Source organism: Erythrobacter sp. YT30 (assembly GCF_001542875.1).
GTDB lineage: Bacteria > Pseudomonadota > Alphaproteobacteria > Sphingomonadales > Sphingomonadaceae > Erythrobacter.
Genome location: NZ_LMAF01000003.1, coordinates 1 through 18,124, shown reverse-complemented (window position 1 = coordinate 18,124; position 18,124 = coordinate 1). Strand labels below are relative to the sequence as shown.

General features: G+C 57.9%; 22 protein-coding genes. 12 read left to right on the top strand and 10 right to left on the bottom strand.

The genetic code is table 11. From position 1 onward, the window contains the following. Positions 1-62 precede the first annotated feature (62 nt). The 6 genes from AUC45_RS13890 to AUC45_RS13865 all read left to right on the top strand — a co-directional run bounded on the left by AUC45_RS13890 (position 63) and on the right by AUC45_RS13865 (position 5,829). Positions 63-2,942 (top strand): pitrilysin family protein, encoded by a 2,880-nt coding sequence (locus AUC45_RS13890; RefSeq protein ID WP_067604027.1) that lies wholly within the window; start codon positions 63-65, stop codon positions 2,940-2,942. A gap of 207 nt (positions 2,943-3,149) precedes the next feature. Continuing rightward, the gene (locus tag AUC45_RS13885; protein WP_067604025.1) at positions 3,150-3,446 is read left to right on the top strand and encodes a hypothetical protein; all 297 of its coding nucleotides are present in this window, start codon (positions 3,150-3,152) and stop codon (positions 3,444-3,446) included. A 112-nt stretch (positions 3,447-3,558) separates the two neighbouring features. Next, entirely contained in the window at positions 3,559-4,227 is a 669-nt protein-coding gene (locus tag AUC45_RS13880) for a hypothetical protein (RefSeq protein ID WP_067604023.1), read from the top strand. Positions 4,228-4,384: 157 nt separating this feature from the next. Further along, positions 4,385-4,726: a helix-turn-helix transcriptional regulator gene (locus tag AUC45_RS13875; protein ID WP_067604021.1), complete on the top strand. Its 342-nt coding sequence runs from the start codon at positions 4,385-4,387 to the stop codon at positions 4,724-4,726. 2 nt (positions 4,727-4,728) lie between these two features. Beyond that, on the top strand, positions 4,729-5,265 hold the full coding sequence (locus AUC45_RS13870) for an SRPBCC domain-containing protein (protein ID WP_067604018.1): 537 nt from the start codon (positions 4,729-4,731) through the stop codon (positions 5,263-5,265). Between the two features lie 15 nt (positions 5,266-5,280). Beyond that, the gene (locus AUC45_RS13865) at positions 5,281-5,829 is read left to right on the top strand and encodes a DUF4287 domain-containing protein (protein WP_067604016.1); all 549 of its coding nucleotides are present in this window, start codon (positions 5,281-5,283) and stop codon (positions 5,827-5,829) included. A 3-nt stretch (positions 5,830-5,832) separates the two neighbouring features. Here the strand turns inward: AUC45_RS13865 and gatB are convergent, their stop codons facing one another. From gatB to rpsU, 6 genes are all read right to left on the bottom strand, one after another. Continuing rightward, on the bottom strand, positions 5,833-7,329 hold the full coding sequence (gene gatB, locus AUC45_RS13860) for an Asp-tRNA(Asn)/Glu-tRNA(Gln) amidotransferase subunit GatB (protein WP_067604014.1): 1,497 nt from the start codon (positions 7,327-7,329) through the stop codon (positions 5,833-5,835). After that, a complete protein-coding gene (locus AUC45_RS15800) occupies positions 7,322-7,480 on the bottom strand; it encodes a hypothetical protein (RefSeq protein ID WP_156423890.1) in 159 nt (52 codons plus the stop codon). Before AUC45_RS15800 ends, gatB begins: the two co-directional genes overlap by 8 nt. 1 nt (position 7,481) lies before the next feature. Then, positions 7,482-8,963 carry an Asp-tRNA(Asn)/Glu-tRNA(Gln) amidotransferase subunit GatA gene (gene gatA, locus AUC45_RS13855; RefSeq protein WP_067604012.1) on the bottom strand — a complete coding sequence of 494 codons (1,482 nt, stop codon included), beginning with the start codon at positions 8,961-8,963 and terminating at the stop codon, positions 7,482-7,484. Positions 8,964-9,062: 99 nt separating this feature from the next. Next, positions 9,063-9,365, bottom strand: a complete 303-nt coding sequence (gene gatC, locus AUC45_RS13850; protein ID WP_067604010.1) for an Asp-tRNA(Asn)/Glu-tRNA(Gln) amidotransferase subunit GatC — start codon at positions 9,363-9,365, stop codon at positions 9,063-9,065. A gap of 16 nt (positions 9,366-9,381) precedes the next feature. Further along, entirely contained in the window at positions 9,382-10,020 is a 639-nt protein-coding gene (locus AUC45_RS13845) for an FKBP-type peptidyl-prolyl cis-trans isomerase (RefSeq protein WP_067604008.1), read from the bottom strand. A 126-nt stretch (positions 10,021-10,146) separates the two neighbouring features. After that, positions 10,147-10,353, bottom strand: coding sequence for a 30S ribosomal protein S21 (gene rpsU, locus AUC45_RS13840; protein WP_006834591.1), 207 nt, complete (start codon positions 10,351-10,353; stop codon positions 10,147-10,149). Between the two features lie 211 nt (positions 10,354-10,564). Here rpsU and crcB point away from each other — a divergent pair, with 211 nt between their 5' ends. From crcB to AUC45_RS13810, 6 genes are read left to right on the top strand one after another with little or no spacing between them, the layout of a single operon-like run. Further along, the gene (gene crcB / locus AUC45_RS13835; protein ID WP_067604006.1) at positions 10,565-10,972 is read left to right on the top strand and encodes a fluoride efflux transporter CrcB; all 408 of its coding nucleotides are present in this window, start codon (positions 10,565-10,567) and stop codon (positions 10,970-10,972) included. After that, entirely contained in the window at positions 10,969-12,138 is a 1,170-nt protein-coding gene (locus AUC45_RS13830; protein ID WP_067604004.1) for an RluA family pseudouridine synthase, read from the top strand. The genes crcB and AUC45_RS13830 overlap by 4 nt, the downstream gene beginning before the upstream one ends. Continuing rightward, complete coding sequence (locus tag AUC45_RS13825; RefSeq protein WP_067604002.1) at positions 12,138-12,731, top strand: FMN-binding negative transcriptional regulator; 594 nt, start codon at positions 12,138-12,140, stop codon at positions 12,729-12,731. The genes AUC45_RS13830 and AUC45_RS13825 overlap by 1 nt, the downstream gene beginning before the upstream one ends. A gap of 2 nt (positions 12,732-12,733) precedes the next feature. Beyond that, on the top strand, positions 12,734-13,396 hold the full coding sequence (locus AUC45_RS13820; protein ID WP_067604509.1) for an HAD-IA family hydrolase: 663 nt from the start codon (positions 12,734-12,736) through the stop codon (positions 13,394-13,396). After that, a complete protein-coding gene (locus tag AUC45_RS13815; RefSeq protein ID WP_067604000.1) occupies positions 13,393-13,626 on the top strand; it encodes a hypothetical protein in 234 nt (77 codons plus the stop codon). Before AUC45_RS13820 ends, AUC45_RS13815 begins: the two co-directional genes overlap by 4 nt. Next, positions 13,623-14,321, top strand: coding sequence for an ATP12 family chaperone protein (locus AUC45_RS13810; protein ID WP_067603999.1), 699 nt, complete (start codon positions 13,623-13,625; stop codon positions 14,319-14,321). The genes AUC45_RS13815 and AUC45_RS13810 overlap by 4 nt, the downstream gene beginning before the upstream one ends. Before the next feature lie 20 nt (positions 14,322-14,341). Here the strand turns inward: AUC45_RS13810 and AUC45_RS13805 are convergent, their stop codons facing one another. From AUC45_RS13805 to AUC45_RS13790, 4 genes are all read right to left on the bottom strand, one after another. Beyond that, positions 14,342-14,968, bottom strand: a complete 627-nt coding sequence (locus AUC45_RS13805; RefSeq protein WP_067603997.1) for an ABC-type transport auxiliary lipoprotein family protein — start codon at positions 14,966-14,968, stop codon at positions 14,342-14,344. A 7-nt stretch (positions 14,969-14,975) separates the two neighbouring features. Further along, positions 14,976-15,929, bottom strand: coding sequence for an MlaD family protein (locus tag AUC45_RS13800; RefSeq protein ID WP_067603995.1), 954 nt, complete (start codon positions 15,927-15,929; stop codon positions 14,976-14,978). A gap of 99 nt (positions 15,930-16,028) precedes the next feature. Next, positions 16,029-16,859: an ABC transporter ATP-binding protein gene (locus tag AUC45_RS13795; RefSeq protein ID WP_067603992.1), complete on the bottom strand. Its 831-nt coding sequence runs from the start codon at positions 16,857-16,859 to the stop codon at positions 16,029-16,031. Positions 16,860-16,862: 3 nt separating this feature from the next. Beyond that, positions 16,863-17,975: an ABC transporter permease gene (locus AUC45_RS13790; RefSeq protein ID WP_067603990.1), complete on the bottom strand. Its 1,113-nt coding sequence runs from the start codon at positions 17,973-17,975 to the stop codon at positions 16,863-16,865. Positions 17,976-18,124 lie beyond the last annotated feature (149 nt).

Here is an 18,124-nt window from a genome sequence, read left to right as displayed (position 1 = left end):
TTGCGGGCGACTGCGCTCGCACCTTGCATAACCCGGATCGCAACACGGAGCATTGACCACTCATGACTTTCACATCAGCCGCCAGATCGGCAGCGCGCTTTTCCGCGTCCAGCCTTACCGCAATCGCAATCGCAATCGCAGCGCCCATAACGCCCGCTTTCGCCGATGATCACAGCGAAGCCGCAGCAAGCGAAGCGACAAACGATCTTGCCGCGCTGGTTGATCAGGTCGCCATTCCTTACGAGAAATTCCAGCTCGAAAACGGCCTCACCGTCATCGTTCACGAAGACCGCAAAGCACCCATCGTTGGCGTGGCTGTATGGTACAATGTCGGCTCAAAGGATGAGCCCGAAGGCAAGACCGGCTTTGCCCACCTGTTCGAACACCTGATGTTCAACGGCAGTGAGAACGCTCCCAACGATTACTTTCAATACCTGCAGGAAATGGGCGCGACCGACTACAACGGCACAACCAGTTTCGACCGGACCAACTATTTCCAGACCGTCCCCCGCCCCGCCCTCGAACGCGCGCTATGGCTCGAAAGCGACCGTATGGGATATCTTTTGGGAGCGGTCACACAGCAAAAGCTCGATAACCAACGCGGGGTTGTCCAGAACGAAAAACGCCAGGGCGATAACCGTCCCGGCGGTCTCGTTTTCTACGAAATTCTCGACAAGCTTTATGGCGAAGGCCACCCCTATGGCCATTCAATAATCGGCTCGATGGCTGATCTTGATGCCGCGAGTATGGACGATGTGCGCGGGTGGTTCCGCGACAAGTATGGTCCAAACAACGCGACCCTCGTGCTGGCCGGCGATGTCTCCGCTGAAGAAGCGCGACCCCTTGTCGAAAAGTGGTTTGGCCCGATTGCGCGCGGCCCGGTGAACACGCCTGCCGCAGCAGAAATCGCCCCTCTCAGTGAACCTCAGCGCACCGTCATGAAAGATCAGGTCGCAGCGACACGCCTCACCAAATACTGGCCCGCCCCCGGCATGAACGATCCAGATGTGTTCGCGCTAGAAATGGGCGCATCGGTGCTGGGCGGTCTGTTCTCAAGCCGCCTCGATCAAGTGCTCGTCCGCGAAGAAGAGCTTGCTGTCAGCGTCTTTGCTGGCCTTGCCGATTTCCAGCGCGTGGGATGGCTTTCAGCTGGTGCAGTCGTAAAGCCAGGCGTTGACCCAGCCGTGCTCGAAGCGCGCCTTGAGGAGGTGATTGCCGAGTATCTTGCGACGGGACCAACCGAGGAAGAACTCCAGCGGGCTGCCACAAGCCAGCTTTCCAGCACCATACGCGGACTGGAACAGGTCGGCGGATTTGGCGGCAAAGCTGTCACTCTCGCCAGCGGGGAAGTCTTCAGCGATGATCCCGACTATTTCAAGAAGCGCCTCGAAGCATTCGCCACGATGACACCGGCCAAAATCACTGCAGCGCTCAACGAATGGATGGACAAGCCTGCATTCACCCTCGTTCTTGAACCGGGCGAGCGTGAAGGCGAATATGAAGAGGCTGGCAGTGTTGAAAGCGCTAGTGATGCGGCTGAAGATGAGGCCGCCGAAGACACGCTAACCGTCTCGGTCGAACGGCCAGCACCGCCCATCGACACCGTGGCCTCGCTCGATTTTCCCGAAGTCCAGCGCGCAATGCTCGCCAATGGCATGAAGGTCACCTATGCGCGCCGCACGGCCGTTCCTGCGACTTACGTGACGATGGAATTTGATGCGGGCGATGCGGCAGATCCGGCCGGCATGTCGGGCCTCGAAGATCTGACCATGGCCCTCTTCGATGAAGGCACCGATAGCCTCTCATCGCAAGAAATCGCCGAAGAGCGCGAGCGTTTGGGCGTCAACATCTCTGTTGGCGGCACCGCTGACCGATCCGAATTCACCTTATCGGCCTTGTCACCCAAACTGGTGCCCGCGCTCGAACTGATGTCGGACATCATTCGCAATCCCGCTTTTGACCCCAAAGAACTCGAGCGCGTTCGCGCGCAGACGATCACCGGGATCAATCAGCAATTGCGCGATCCGGCGAGCATTGCCCGGCGCACCATGGCGCCTGAGATTTTCGGTGAAGGCACGCCTTATGGTTCGTCCTCAACAGTCGAAAGCGTCAGCGCGATCACCCGCGAGGATTTGACCACCTTCAAGGACACATGGATCCGCCCCGACAATGGCGAGGTTTTCGTGATCTCCGATCAGCCACTCGCTGATGTCGTCGACGCTCTCAACACCGCATTCGGCGACTGGAACGCGCCTGACATCGCCAAGGGTGAAAAGACCTTTGCCGCTCAGGATGGGCCTGCTGGTGAAACTGGCCGCATCATCCTCGTCAATCGCCCGGATTCGCCGCAAAGCCAGATTATCGGCGCGCAATTGACCGACCTTGCAGCGAGCGATCCCGACTATGTCGATTTCACCAATGCCAACAATTCACTCGGCGGCAATTTCCTCGCGCGGCTCAACATGAACCTGCGCGAGACGAAGGGCTGGAGTTACGGCATCCGTGGTGGCCCGCAAACCTTCGAGAACGCTGTCGTCTACGCGATCAGGGGCGGAGTGCAGGCCGACAAGACGGGCGCATCCATTTCAGAAATGATCCGCGAAACGAGTGAATTTCTCACCACCAATGGCGTGACCGAGGAAGAGCTGGAGCGCAACGTCGCCAACGAAATCGGCGAATTGCCGGGTCGTTTCGAAACTTCGGGCAGCGTGCTCGGAGCACTGCGTCGCAATGCGCAGTATGACCGGCCGGACAACTACTACGAAACGCTGGTTGGCAAGTACCAGACCCAGACCACCGAAAGCCTCAACGAAGCGGCACGCAGCGCTCTCGACATTGAGGATTTCATTTGGGTCGTTGTGGGCGATGCTGAACAGGTGAAACCGCAGCTGGATGAGCTCGGTATGCCGGTTGAAGTGCGCGAATTGCCCGCGACCGAATAAAAGGTGGGAGCCAAGTGACGTTACGGCTTTGAGAGAGGGCACACGCTCCCCTCTCAAAGCCCGCCCATTCCGCCCCGATTGTGGTTGAAGCCTGCTGACACACGTGTAAAAAACCCGCCTGAGTTTCACGGGCATTTCCCGCCCGCATCGCTCTTAACAAAGACCGCGCAAGGCTTTCCGGCCACTGGCGCAATGAAGGAGATACAAATGTCTGTTGATGGTACCTACAACACCACCGTGAAAAGCCCGATGGGCGATCAGTCCGGCAAATTCACCGTCGTCACCGATGGCGATACGTTCACCGGTAAAATGGAAGGCGGCATGGGCTCGATGGATGTCGAAGAAGGCAAAGTCGACGGCAACACGCTCACCTGGAAAATGAACATGACCGTGCCGATGCCAATGACGCTGGAATGCGAAGCGACTGTCGAAGGTGACACGCTCGCTGGCAACGTCAACGCAGGCGCATTCGGCGCAATGCCGCTGACAGGCGAAAAAGTGTAAGCGACACTCAAACCGCAGCTAATAGTGAGATTAAGCGGTCGTCAGGGTCAGGCCCAGGCGGCCGCTTTTTTCTGTTTGTCTGATTTGGGAAGTAGATAGGGGGCTTCAACCAATGCAACAATTCATCCGCGTTTCCACAAGAGCTCTAGCAGCGGCAACTCTGCTTGCGGGCACTGCACTTTCAGCTCAAGAACCTACGGATTTGCCAGCCGATGGGGAGGTTTGTGAACTGCACGTTTGGGCCGCTGAGGATTTCCTGACTATTGCTTTTGGCGATGGTTTGGGGGGAATGCTCTACACCGCTCTTCAGAGCTTCGATGGCACCGAAGAAGCTGGCTTCAAAGACATAGCAAGCGCCACTTTCCAGCTTGAAGCAATCGTGGAAAGCGATCCTATCGACAAACTTGGGCTTCCTGAAAACACCAAGATCATCACGCATACCGAAACTGAAGAGCGCAAGGTAAGCAAGAAGCGAAAGGAACGCCGAACTGACTCAACCGCACAATGCTACTTCGAGTTGCATACTTGGCGGCACTACCTCGTTGAGGACATTGTCTGGGGTGATCGTTTCACCACAGAGTTTGACCTGCGCAGCTACTCAAATTCAGCCGAATGGGATTTCCGATATCGCACCTCTGGTGGAAACAAGCTGACAGTTTTCCCGATCAAACCAGAAGATGATCTCAAGGAAGTGGCGAGCGAAGTTCGCACCGCAATTGCCGGGAACTTCGATGAATACGCAGAAAAAGCAAAGCGCAGGATCGCAAAGAAACTTCGTTGATGTGACCACGGAACTACGTGGCGGCATTGGAGCAAACTTGCCGCCACACCGTTCAAATCGCTTCAGTTCATCTTTCAAAATTTGATTCACCACCTGCGGGTTTGCTTTGCCCCGATCATCATTTGACTCTCGCCTCAATATGTAATTATGTAATTACATGATTACCGATTCGGAGATGGACGGAGTGTTCCAAGCGCTTGCTCACGCAACGCGGCGCGAGATCTTGGATCACCTGCGTGACGAGCCCGGCATTCCCGTGGGGCAACTCGCAAAGAAATTCGACGTCAGCCGGATTGCAGTGATGGCGCATCTCAGCGTGCTTGAGCGCGCAAATCTGATTGTCAGCGAAAAGGATGGGCGCACGCGCAAGCTGTATCTGAACGCGGTCCCGATCCAGCAAATCCATCAGCGCTGGACCGACAGTTTCAGTGAGCATTTTGCCTCGCGCGTCACAACACTCAAACAGGCTGCGGAACAAGCAGCGAAACAGGGGGAATGAGGATGTCGGAAAGAGCCGAAAAAGCGATCTACAAGGTGTTTATCGCCGCACCGGTTGAAACGGTGTGGCGCGAACTGGTCAAAACCGACGAGGTCTTGCCATTCTTCTTTGGGGCTGTGTGCAAAACCACGGGCAAGCTGACGATTGGCGCGCCCATGGCCATGGAAACACCCAATGGAAAGTATCGCAGCGTGGTGGGCACCGTGCTCGATTTTGATCCGCCACGGCGCTACTCGCACACGTTCAAGTTTACCGGATATGATGACCCGCCCTGCACCGTGACATATGAGCTGCAACCCGTCGACGGCGGCACAGAATTCTCGCTCATCACAACCAACGTCCCTGCTGGAACCAAGACCGAAAAAGGCATGGCACAGGGCGGCAAGATGATTGTCGAGACATTGAAGTCGGTGGTTGAAACCGGCCAACCAAAATTGGGTACGCGCCTTCTGCTTGGGGTTATGGGGCTTTTTCAGCCTCTCACACCCAAACAGTCTCGGTCGGAAAACTGGCCGTTTGATAAGATCACGAAATTCTGAAGCGGGAGAGATAAGATGGCATCACCAGACGAACAGCTCGCAACCATGCTTGCCAACATTCCGGAGAAGACCGGCAAGAAGCTCGACGAGTGGCTCGCGATTATCAAGCAGAGCGGTCTTCAAAAACACGGAGAAATCATGAAGCTGCTCAAGCAGGACCATGGTGTGACCCATGGCTTTGCAAACCTGATCGTCGCCAAGTCGAAAGAGACAGGTGACGAAGGCGATGTTGATCTCGTGGTCGCACAATATTCAGGCGCGAAAGAGGCGCTGAAGCCGCTTTACGATACCATTACCGCTTATGTCGAAGGGCTTGGCCCAGATGTCGAAATCGCGCCCAAAAAAGCCAGCGTGAGCCTGAGGCGCAAAAAACAGTTTGCGCTCGTAACACCGGCAACCAAGACACGAATTGACCTTGGCCTCGCGCTCAAAGGGGATGAGCCAGCAGGACGGCTCGAAACCTACAACGCAATGTGCAGCCACCGGGTGCGCCTCGAAAGTGAGGCAGACTTCGATGATGAGGTCAAAGCGTGGATGAAGGAAGCATACAGCCGCGCAGGGTGACGCTTAACCCAGCTTGTCCTTGAGGATCTGGTTCACGACCTGCGGGTTGGCTTTGCCCTGCATCGCTTTCATCGTCTGGCCGACAAAGAAGCCGAAGAGCTTGTCTTTTCCGCCTTTGTACTGCTCGACCTTGTCCTGATTGTTCGCAAGGATATCGTCGATGGCAGCTTCAATGGCACCGGTGTCGGATACCTGTTTGAGGCCCTTTGCATCAGCGATTGTGGCTGGATCGCCGCCTTCTTTAAGGACGATTTCGTAGATTTCCTTGGCCTGACCGCCGCTGATTTCGCCCTTGTCCTGCATGGCGAGGATCGCGGCCTGCGCCTCTGGAGTGGAGTTTGAAAGATTGGCCTCATCGCCGAGGCCTTTCACCACGCCGGGTGCCACAGATAGCGCCCAGTTCGCAACTTGGGTCGCGACCTTGGTTTCGGGCTTGCCGATGGCGGATGCTGCGGCCGTGAGCAGCGTTTCAAACCGCGCGAAGGTTTCGACTTCGGCGGTAAGCTCGCGCGCGTTGTAGGGTGTAAGGCCAAGCTCGGTTTCATACCGCACGCGCTTCGCATCGGGCAGTTCAGGCAAACTGGCGCGGCAGTCCTCAAGGAAGTCATCTTCGAGCACCAGCGGCAGCAGGTCGGGATCAGGGAAGTAGCGATAATCGTGCGCGTCTTCCTTCGAACGCATGGTGCGCGTGGTCCCGGTCGCGACATCGAAAAGGCGCGTTTCCTGATCGACCGTGCCGCCTGATTCCAGCACATCGACCTGACGGTTCGCCTCGTATTCGATCACTTGCATGACAAAGCGCACCGAATTCACATTCTTCGTCTCGGTACGGGTGCCAAATTCTTCGCCGGGCTTGCGCACCGAGACGTTGACGTCCGCGCGCATCGAGCCTTCTTCCATATTGCCATCGCAGCTGCCGACGTAGCGCAGGATCGAGCGCAGCTTGCGCACATAGGCCCCGGCTTCGGCAGGCGAGCGCATGTCGGGCTTGGAGACGATTTCCATCAGCGCGACGCCCGAACGGTTGAGGTCGACATAGGACATGGTTGGGTGCTGATCATGCATCAGCTTGCCCGCGTCCTGTTCGACGTGAATGCGCTCAATGCCGATGGTCTTGTCTTCCGGGATGCCGGTCTTCTCGTCCGCCTCGATTAGCAGCGATCCCTCGCCCACCAGCGGGTGGTAAAGCTGGCTGATCTGATAGCCCTGCGGCAGGTCGGCATAGAAGTAATTCTTGCGGTCAAAGCGTGACCATTTGTTGATATCAGCCTCGATTGCCATCCCGGTGCGCACTGCCTGCCGAATGCATTCCTTGTTCGGCACAGGCAGCATCCCCGGCATCGCCGCATCGACGAGACTGACCTGGCTGTTGGGCTCCGCTCCAAACGCGGTCGAAGCGCCCGAAAACAGCTTCGATTTGCTCGTCACCTGCGCATGGACTTCGAGGCCGATTACAACCTCCCACTCGCCCGTTGCACCCTGAATGCGGTAATCAGTCATCACTCTTCTCGTCTCTAGAAAGCTCTTCGCCCGTCTCGCTGTCAAAGCGCGCTTCGCCGGCATCGATTGTCTTGGAAAGAAACATCACAAGCCCGCCCAAAAGGACGAAGCAAACCATGAAGATGGTCGCGTAGATGATCTCTCCAGACATCCTACCACCACTTCTCCGGAGCCGCTTCGAACCCGGCGCGCTGCTGGATGGCGAGACCTGCGTCCAGCACGCCTTGCTCGTCGAATGCCTTTCCAACCAGCTGCAAGCCGAGCGGCAAACCATCAGGATTGAGGCCCGCAGGCACGCTCATTGCAGGCAGGCCAGCCAGCGATGCAGGCACGGCGAACACGTCGTTCAGGTACATGGTCAGCGGATCATCGTTGAGACTGCCCAGCGGGAATGAAGCGGTGGGCGTCGTCGGCGCGAGGATCAGATCGCAATCCTCCCACGCGCGGTCAAAATCGCGCGCCACCAGCGCCCGCACCTTTTGCGCCTGCGTGTAGTAGGCATCGTAGAAGCCCGCTGACAGCACATAGGTGCCGATCAGAATGCGGCGCTTCACCTCATCCCCGAACCCTTCGGCGCGGGTGGCGGCGTACATGTCCTGAAGGCCAGCGCCCTCGGGCAGATCGCACAAACCGTATCGCACGCCATCATAGCGCGCGAGATTGGACGATGCTTCGGCAGGGGCAATGATGTAGTATGCGGGCAGCGCGTATTTGGTGTGCGGCAGCGAGACGTCGACGATCTCAGCGCCCGCATCCTTGAGCATTGCCTTGCCCTGCTCCCAGCTGTCGAGGATCGCAGAATCGGTGCCGTCCATGCGGTATTCCTTGGGAATGCCGATGCGCTTGCCTTTAAGGTCAGCCGACAACGCGCCTTCCCAATCGGGAACGTCGCGATTGAGCGAGGTTGCATCCTTGGGGTCGTGCCCCGCCATTGCGCCGAGCATGATTGCGCAATCCTCAACCGAACGCGCCATCGGGCCGGGCTGGTCGAGCGAGGAGGCAAACGCCACCACGCCCCAGCGCGAACAACGGCCATAGGTCGGCTTGATCCCGCAAATGCCGGTAAAGGCGGCCGGCTGACGGATGGAGCCGCCGGTATCCGTGCCAGTCGCGGCAGGCGCAATGCGCGCCGCTACCGCGCTGGAAGACCCGCCAGAGGAACCACCCGGCGACATCGCGGCATTGCTGCCCGCCTTTTGCCAGGGCGATACGACATTGCCGAAATAGCTGGTCTCATTGGAAGAGCCCATCGCGAACTGATCGAGATTGAGCTTGCCGAGCATGCCTGCGCCCGCATCCCACAATTTCTGGGAAACGGTGCTCTCATATTGCGGCGAGAACCCTTCAAGGATGTGGCTCGCAGCGGTCGTCTGCACGCCGTGCGTAGCGAACAGGTCCTTCATGCCGATCGGCACGCCGCCCATCGCGCCCAGCTCTTCGCCCTTGGCACGCTTGGCATCGACCGCTTCAGCAGCGGCCAGCGCATGATCGGGCGTTGCCACGATAAAGGCGTTCAAGGCGCTCGCAGCGTCGACAGCAGCGTTAAAGCTCTCCGCCACTTCGCGCGCGGTGAAGTCGCCGGATGCGACGCCATCGCGAATGTCTTTAACGCCGAGTTGGGTAAAATCAGTCATCAATCTCTTCCGTCATCCCAGCAAAAGCTGGGATCGCTATCGGTAAAGCGCCATACTTCGACAGATCCCAGCGTTCGCTGGGATGACGATGCATTGGCATCACTCAATCACCTTGGGCACGCCGAAGAAGCCGTGTTCCGCAGCCGGCGCATTGGCGAGCACATCGTCGCGTTTGCCGCCGCCCGTCATGGGATCAGCATCAATCACGTCTTCGCGCAATGTCAGCTTGTCAGCGATAACGGCCGCCATCGGCTCAACTTCGCTCACATCGACCTCGCCCAATTGTTCAACCCAATCGAGGATGTTGTTGAGTTCTGGCACCATTCGTTCAAGCGCGGCATCATCCATATTAATGCGCGCCAGCTTGGAGATTTTGGCGACGGTTTCTTTGTTTACGGACATTGGGTGCGTCTTTCGATCAGGGTCCGGGTGATTGAACGGGCGGAGGTCCAGGGACGTTTTGTGCTGGCGGCGGGCCACCCGCCGGGCCGCCAGCAGGACCACCGGGGCCACCAAGTCCTTGCGGATTTTGCGCTTGGATCGCCTGCTGCATGATGTTGATGCGGTTTTGCAGCTGCTCTTCATTGAAGAAATCGACCATCTCGACTTCAAAAATCAGGTCAGCATTGGGCGGGATCGAGCTACCGGGAGGAGGCGTTGCGCCATAACCCATGCTTGCCGGGATATAGAGCTTGTACTTGCCGCCCTTCTTCATCTGCTGAAGACCCTCGAAAAAGCCATCAACGACCGCGCCTTTCTGAATTTCGAAAGCGGTGCCTTCGGGAAAGATGCCAGGGATCGGAAGCTGTTCAGGCCGCCACTTGTCAAACTCTTCGCCGGTCGAAGCCAAAGTGCCAGTGTACTTCACAAAGGCCAGATCGCCTTCCTGCGCGAAATCACCTTCTCCTTCGACAAGGGTTTCGACTTCCAACGTCTTCGGGATGGCCGCCCAGGCAATGCCAGCGCCCACAAGAATGGCTATGAATATGCCAAGCCACAATTTCGTCAGCGATCCTTTCGCCACCGGCTGGATCGGAACACGAGTTACTTCTGCCATTATTGATCCCTAAAAAATGCCATCCCAAATGGTGCAGCGCCAAAGCAAAAGGGCGCGGAATGAAACCGCGCCCTAATGGCTTATCATAGAGGGGCGTTCAAGCGTATTTCCGCTTGAGCTCCGCCATTATTTGATGCCGTCGCGTTCCATGCGCTTACGCTCAAGCTTGCGCGCGCGGCGCACAGCGGCAGCCTTTTCACGGGCGCGCTTTTCGCTTGGCTTTTCGTAGTGACGACGCAATTTCATCTCGCGATACACACCTTCGCGCTGAAGCTTCTTCTTAAGAGCACGGAGAGCCTGATCGACATTGTTATCGCGAACCATGATTTGCATAAATGAACACTACCTTTTCAAAACGCGCATTGGCCGCTCGAAACCCGCGGCATTGCGCGTAAAATTGACGCTAAAAAGGGCGCGATTCCCGCTTGGAACGCGCTCCGAATGGATGCTTGATAGCGCAAAGTAGGGTTTTAGGCAAGATAGTGAACGCCTTCGGGCCTCCTCGCGCTAGGCAGAACGCAAACCCGGCGCTAAGGCGTTCGCCATGAGCGCGGCTTCTCTGTCTCCCATCCTTGCATCCATTTATGTCGGCGTTGGCGGAGCTGTGGGCGCGGTTGGGCGCTATCTTTTGGGCAGCCTGCTCCTCAAATTCGGCTCCGCCACCACAGGTTTCCCTTGGGCCATCCTGACTATCAATCTGCTCGGAAGCCTCATGATGGGCCTGCTGTTCGGATGGCTTGCCCAACCTGGTGAGGAAGGCGAAAACTTGCGGCTTTTGCTGGGTGTAGGGATGCTGGGCGGCTTCACGACATTCAGCGCGTTTAGCCTTGAAATCATCCTGTTGATCCAACGGGGTGCCTTTGGGCTCGCAGCAATTTACGTGGGCGCATCGGTGTTGGGAGGAGTGGCGGCGCTTTTGCTCGGTCTAATCATCATGGGGGAACTTGGATGAGCAAAACCTCCTCCAATGATGTGCGGCAGTTCACCGTTTCTGACGATGATGATGGGATCAGGCTCGACCGCTGGTTTAAACGCAATCTGCCGCAAATCGGCTTTGCCACAGTGTCCCGCTGGGCGCGAACTGGGCAAGTGCGGGTGGATGGCAAACGCACCAAGCCCGAGGATCGTCTAACCGCTGGCCAAACGCTGCGCGTACCTCCCGGCGGAAAAGGCAAACCGGGCGGAAAACCGCCTCGCAAACGCCGCGAATTGACGCCTGAGGACATTGCCGAGGCGCGCGCCATGGTTATCCGCGAAACGCCCAGCGCCCTCGTGCTCAATAAGCCGCCAGGCCTTGCGACCCAGGGTGGCAGCAAGCAGAACCGGCATGTTGACGGACTGCTCGATGCGTTTGTCGATGATGACGAAACACCCCGCCCTCGCCTTGTCCACCGGCTCGACAAGGACACATCGGGCGTTTTGCTAATTGCGAAAACACCGGGCAGCGCTGCCTCTTATTCCAAGCGTTTTTCAGGCCGCAGCGCGCGCAAAGTCTACTGGGCTTTGGTGGTCGGTCGGCCCGAGGTTTCCGAAGGCACCATTGACGCACCGCTTGCCAAACAGCCGGGCACGGGCGGAGAGAAGATGCATGTCGATGAGGAAGGCGGAGCGCCGGCCAAGACGCGATACCGCGTGGTTGACCGCGCGTCTGACCGGGCGAGCTGGGTCGAGCTTGAACCGCTCACCGGGCGCACACACCAACTTCGCGTCCATATGGCGGCGATAGGCCACCCGATTGTGGGTGATGGCAAATATGGCGGGCCCGATGCGTTTCTAACGGGCGCCATCAGCCGCAAAATGCATCTCCACGCGCGCCGTCTCATTATCGGAACTCCTGAATCGAAAGGCACAGGCGGAAAGCTCGACGTGACTGCCGATCTGCCCGAACATTTCGCCGCTTCGATGGAGGCCTTGGGGTTTGACATCAGCGACAGCGATGCCGCCCCCATGCGCGATGAAGCGCCCGAACGCACGCCTGCGCAAAAGAAGCAGGCCGCGCGTCAATACGCCAAGCAATACCGCAAGGATCGACGCGGCGAACGCAGATCACGCACGACATCCAAGGGCACAGCCCGCAAAGCGGCCAAGCGCGGCGGTAAGCCAAAAGGGCGCCGGTAATGCATCCCAATCCGCTTTTCAGAAGCGAGGATCACAAACGGTTTGAAATGCTGATCCGCGAGACCGGATTTGGAATGGTGTTCATGACCACGCCCGATGGCCCGCGCGTGGCACATGTGCCGGTGCTGTCCCACGGGGGCGGCGATATCCGCTTTCACCTCGCGCGCAGCAACGCTCTAACCCCGCACCTCGATGGAGCGCGCGCGCTTATCACCGTAAATGGGCCAGACGGCTACATTTCACCGCGCTGGTATGACAACCGCGATACGGTGCCGACATGGGATTATGCCGCGCTCGAAATGGAAGGCAGTGTGCGGACTCTATCCGATCCCGAGCTTGAGCAATTGCTGCACGATGTCATCACCACTTTCGAAGGGGACATACCGGGCGACAAATGGTTCGCTTCCGAATGCAGCGAGCGAGTTTGGTCTGGCCTGTTCAGAGGCATTACCGGATTTGGCATGACGGTCGATAAATTGCGCCCAACTTTCAAACTGTCACAGAAAAAGAATGAGGCAGAACGCACGCGAATTGCTGCGGGGGTTGAGGATGCTGGCAATGCAGCGCTTGCCAAATGGATGCGGGAAGCCTGATCATGACTAGGCTTGCCGTTTTCGATTGCGATGGCACGCTTGTCGATGGGCAGGCAGATGTATGCTGGTCGATGGAGCAGGCCTTTGATCGCGCTGGGCTGCCTGCGCCGGATGCAAACCGGGTGCGCCGCCTTGTGGGGCTGAGCCTGCCCGTGGCCGTGCGCGAGCTTGCGCCCAATCTGGCGGAGGAGGAAGCGCGCGAAGTCGTCGGCAACTTCAAGACGATCTTCCGCAACCGCCGCGAGGAAGGGCTGCTGCATGAACCACTTTACGATGGAATTGCCGATCTATTGCACGCGCTCCACGGCGATGGGTGGAGCCTCGCCGTTGCTACGGGCAAATCGGATCGCGGGCTAACCGCCTGCCTTGCGACGCACGGCCTCACCGAGCTTTTCGTGTCCCTGCAAACAGCCGACCGACACCCCTCAAAACCGCATCCGGCAATGCTGGAGGCCGCATTGTTCGAAGCGGGCGCTGATCCCCGCGACACGGTGATGATCGGCGATACGAGTTTCGATATGCACATGGCGGTTGCAGCCCGTGTCCCGGCAATCGGCGTTGCCTGGGGATACCACGCGCCCGAAGAACTTCGCGGCACTGGTGCGGAAAGAGTGGCGGAACACGTCGACGATTTGCGCGCCATGCTGATAGGTGGCGGACGATGACAGATCAGCCCTCGCCCGATCCAGATGCCGATAAGCGCGCCGTGCGCCGCTTTGCGATCCTCAACGCTGTCCGGATCGGGTCGCTGCTTGCCGTTATGGCCGGAATTGCCGGCGCTCAAAATGTAATTGCGATGCCGTTTCCCCTTGCCGTCGCTCTCGCACTTGCCGGATTTCTCGGCTTCTTCTTTGGCCCCTATTATTTGGCGAAGTATTTCAAAGGCAAACAATGAAACGGTTCTACGACACGGTCGCCATCACCGAGCGTGATGGCGGTTGGCAGGTCACGCTCGATGGACGCGGGATCAAGACGGTGAAGACGGCAGAGCAGATTGTGCCGACACGCGCACTTGCCCAGCAATTGGCCGAGGAGTGGGAGAACCAGGGCGAAAAGCTCGATCCATCGCGGTTTCCCATGCGCGATATGACGGATTATGCGCTCGACATCGTGGCGGAAACACAGGCGGAGATCGCCGAAAAGCTCACCGCCTATGGCGATACCGATACGCTGCTCTACCGCGCGGATCCCGATGAACCTCTCTATCCGCGCCAGATGGAAATCTGGGAGCCAATCGTTGCTGCATTTGAAGCGCGTGAAGGCGTCGGCTTTACCCGAATCAGCGGCATCATTCACAAACCGCAGGCAGAGGCGACCCTGACACATTTGCGCGAACGGTTGGAGGCGCAGTCCCCCTTCGCGCTCGCCGGGATCGAAGCAATGGCAAGCCTTGCCGCCTCGCTTATCGTCGCGTTGACGGCAGCAGAAGGCCATCAGGGACCGCTGGCTCTATGGGAGGCGGCGAACCTTGAGGAAGAATGGCAAGCTGAACAATGGGGCCGCGATGAAGAGGCGGATGAGCGCCGGGCAAAACGCCAGCAAAGCTTTCTGACGGCGCACCTGTTCGTTCAGGCAGCAAGCGAGCGATAACACCCGCCAATATCAGTCGGTCAATTCGTAGCGGCGACCCAGGCGGCCACCTCGCCTGCCACAGTGTTCGCCGTGCGATTGAGCGCATCGCCCACTTCACCAGGCTCTGCTGGGACACCGCTTTCGCTGGCTTCAAACCGCTGCGAAATCACCGCGCCATCAGGGATCGAAACAACGGCATCGAATTGCACAAGGACGGAACCCGTCGCAGCGTCATAGCCCATTTCGCGCAGAGTACCGCGCACGATCCGGCCTGCAAGAAGCGGCGTATCATCGCTGTCGAGCACAAGTGCGCCTGTCTGCGTGCGTAGGGTTTCGCCGAGCAATCGGCGGAACAGCCGCGCAGGCTTTTCCACCCATGTCGCCTGCTGGAGATAGGCGATCTCATTGTCAGATACCGCCACGGGCACGCGCAGCACATCAAGCTTGGCAGGGGTTTCGGGGATCAGGACGGCAATCGCCTCTTCGCCCTGTTCGCCCCCAGCGCGCGCCGTCGTGCCAATGGGTGCACGCTCATTGGCTTTCAGCGTCAACAAACTGGATACCGGCTCACCGCCGCCACCAAGCCCGACATTGACGCAACCCGTCAGCGTAGCCGCGGCAAATGCGCCGAAAATACTGGCCCGAAAGACCTTACGATTGCTCATTTCAAAGCTACTCCTCGGGCTCGTAATCGGGAAGTGTCTGCCCGCCGACCAGCGATCCGACGCCTTCGCTTTCCAGTCTTTCCGTAATCGCACGAAGACTGCGCGAAGTGGTACGCAAATCCTGCAGGGTTGCCTCGGCTGCAGGCAAAGTGGTTTCCCGCAAAGCGCGCGCTGCCGGCCGCGTGTCCTCAAGCGTTGCCGCCAAAGATGCCGCCGCTTGATTGGCAGAAGCCAATGTCCCGCGCAGCTCTTCCGACAAGGCAGAGCCTTCCTCGTTGATCAGCTTGTCGGTTGTCAGCGTGACCTTTTCAAAGGCATCGAGAGCTTCGCCCGCTTCTTTCAAAGCCACTTCAAGCTCTGCAAATGTCCCTTCGAGACGAGGTGCAGCATCGGCCAATTCTTTGGTCAGACGATTGGAATTCTGCAGGATCCCGGCCAGCTCTTCCTGGTTTTCAGGGCCCAGGATGATGTTCAACTGCTCTGTCAGTGTCGCGAGGCGTTCGAGAAGCAAAGGGGCGTTTGCGACAATTTCACCAAAGCCGCCTCTTCCCGCAGGAATGATCGGGCGGCCTTCGGGGCAAGCGGTTGTCTCACATGTGATCGCAGGTGCATCCTTACGCGCGCCATCAAGCAGAATGGTGGAAACGCCCGTAAAGCTCGCCTGAATGGTAGCGGTAGTGCCCACTAGAATGGGCACGTCGTCCTTCACTCTGACGCGAACGCGCACGAATTCCGGATCGTCTTTGGAAAGAGCAATATTAGCCACCTGACCCACGGGCACGCCTGCAAAGGAAACTTCTGACCCATTCGCAAGGCCCGAAACGCTCTGCGCAAAGAGAATATCGTATTCGCGCTGTTCACCCTGGCCCAGGCGCGCGATCCAGATGATGAAAGCCGCCAATGCCGCCAGCAGCACCAGCGTCACTGCGCCCACCCAAAGGTGATTTGCCCGCGTTTCCATTAGAATAGCCCGCCCATCGAGGTGTCTATGGACGCGAAAGCTCGTCTGTGTCCATGCTCATACCTATGCTTTTGCATGATTTGGGATTTTGAAATGCCGTCACGCATGTTCACCTGCCTTATCCCGATCATGCGTTGCCAGTGCAGAGCGTCCGCGCGGACCGTTAAAGTAATCCTCAATCCAAGGATGGCCGGTTGCGATCAATTCTTCAATCGTGCCAACGGCAATCACTTTCTTGTCGGCGATCACCGCCACCCGGTCACATATCTCGTAGAGTGTGTCGAGATCGTGGGTGATGAGGAAAACAGTCAGGCCAAGCGTTTCCTGCAGCTCTTTGGTCTGCCGATCAAAAGCGGCAGCGCCAATCGGATCGAGCCCTGCGGTTGGTTCATCCAGAAATAACAGTTCGGGATCTGTTGCGAGAGCCCGCGCAAGGCCAGCGCGTTTTTTCATTCCCCCAGAAAGCTCTGACGGAAATTTGGCAATCGCTTCTTCGGGAAGACCGGACAGCAGCACCTTATACCGCGCTATGTCACGTCTTAGCTCATCATTGATGTCGGGGTAGAATTGCCTGAGGGGAACTTCGACGTTCTCACCCACCGTCAGCGTGGAGAATAACGCCCCGCCCTGGAACAAAACGCCCCAGCGCCGCCGCACGCCGATCTTCTTGTCAAGATCGACCGCCGTGATTGTCCGCCCCAACACGTCAATCCGGCCTTCGGTCGGGCGCTGCAATCCGATGATGGAACGCATAAGGACCGATTTTCCGGTGCCAGAACCGCCAACAACACCCAGAATCTCGCCGCGCTGAACTTCCAGATCAAGGCCGTCGTGCACTCGAAAATCGCCAAACTGATTGACGAGGCCTTTCACCACGATCGGAGGATCATCGCAAAACCTTGGATGCGTATTGGCTGGATCATCGACCATCGCTTATCCCCAACCAACTTCTGTGAAGAAGACTGCGAAAAAGGCATCGAGAACGATCACGGCAAAAATCGCTGAAACCACAGCCAATGTGGTGCGAAGGCCCACTTCTTCCGAGTTCCCTTTCACTTGCATGCCATGATAGCACCCTGCCAGCGCGACGATCAGACCGAACACCGGAGCTTTGATAAGTCCAACCCACAAGTCGTGCGTGGGCACAACCTCCTGTATCCGCGACAAAAAGGTGAAGAAGGGAATGCCGAGCGAAAACTGGCCGATAACGGCGCCGCCCAAAATGCCGACTATCGCTGCATAAAAACCCAGCAGGATCATCATAAACGTGCAGGCAATGATGCGTGGGATGACGAGGCGCTCAATGGGCGAAATGCCAATTGTGCGCATCGCATCGATTTCTTCCGTAAGTTTCATTGTCCCGATCTGCGCGGCAAAGGCGCTGCCCGAACGGCCTGCGACCATGATCGCTGTCATCAAGACGCCCAATTCGCGCAGAGTAATTCGACCAACGAGGTTTACCGTCAGCGTTTCAGCGCCGAACTGCGACAATTGCACCGCGCCCTGCTGCGCTATGACAATACCGATAAGAAAACTCATAAGCCCGATGATCGGGAGCGCGGACACTCCCACGAGTTCCATTTGGCGCACGATAGCGCGGCCCGGAAATCGAGACGGGCTGCGGATGAGCGAACCGAAGCCAACGAGAATAGCGCCCAAAAAGCTGATCACTCCAAGCAAGCCGGATCTAGCTTCGTAGACCTTTTCTCCCATAGCACGCGGAACGCGCTCCCATACGGGCACACGCGCTGGCGCGAGATCAGCGTCATTGGCTGCGTTTTCGACTGCGTGAAGGAGTCTTTCAGCCTGACTGCTGGCTCCGGTTATCTCCGCTTCATGCTGCGCTGCGAGCCGGCAAGTGACCCACGCGCCAACAGTATCGATTTCCTCGACCTTGCTGAGGTCAATTGTGCTCAAATTTTCACTGAGCGCATCAAGCTCGTCATCGATCTGGCCGACCGAAGACACAAGCAACGCTCCCTCAAAGGCCAATCCAGTGCCCCCGGCCCCATCTTCAAAGAGGGAGAAATGCGCAGTCCCGTCCATCGAATGCGCGGTATGCGGATAATGTCACATATTCTCAAGAGGAAGAGCGCGATGGCATGTTGAGATGTTGCGAAGGCTGACGTGTCTTGGCATGGAGTTTTTGTAAAGGTACGCCTTCGACATCCGTCGAAGGCTTGCCGTAGCCTCCC